This window comes from Bacillus sp. SIMBA_031, assembly GCF_046535225.1.
Classification (GTDB): Bacteria; Bacillota; Bacilli; order Bacillales; family Bacillaceae; genus Bacillus; species Bacillus velezensis.
The window spans coordinates 1-328 of sequence record NZ_JAWRXC010000094.1 but is presented as its reverse complement, the minus strand read 5'-3'; the positions used below and the strand labels follow the sequence as shown (position 1 = coordinate 328).

Genomic DNA, 328 nt, shown 5'->3' with positions numbered 1-328 from the left:
TTCATCAGATTTTTAATAATAAAATACTTACAATGAAATGCATTATCCATTACATATGATTTATGTGTAATGATTAGTGTATCACCAGTTTTAAGATCTATCTCTTTTGATATGCCTTTTACTAATTGCGTATTCGGATCAAATTCTACAACACTGATTTTTTCACCAATAAATACGTGTAAGTTATTATTTTCTATTATTCGTTGGGAAAAGTAGCAGGCTGAAATAAGAATGAAAAGTGTAAAGAATATTTTGTTAGACATAATTGTGTAATTATTCTTGTTTATTAATTGATCCCTGATTCCTTTTCCTTAATCTAGTCATATAT

The 328-nt window shown here is 26.2% G+C and carries 1 protein-coding gene; it reads right to left on the bottom strand.

Annotation, left to right across the window (positions count from 1 at the left end; all coding sequences use genetic code 11):
- Positions 1 to 263, bottom strand: a 263-nt coding sequence (locus tag SB724_RS19660) for a hypothetical protein (protein ID WP_410572463.1), incomplete at its 3' end; no start/stop codon positions are given.
- Between the last annotated feature and the right edge of the window lie 65 nt (positions 264 to 328).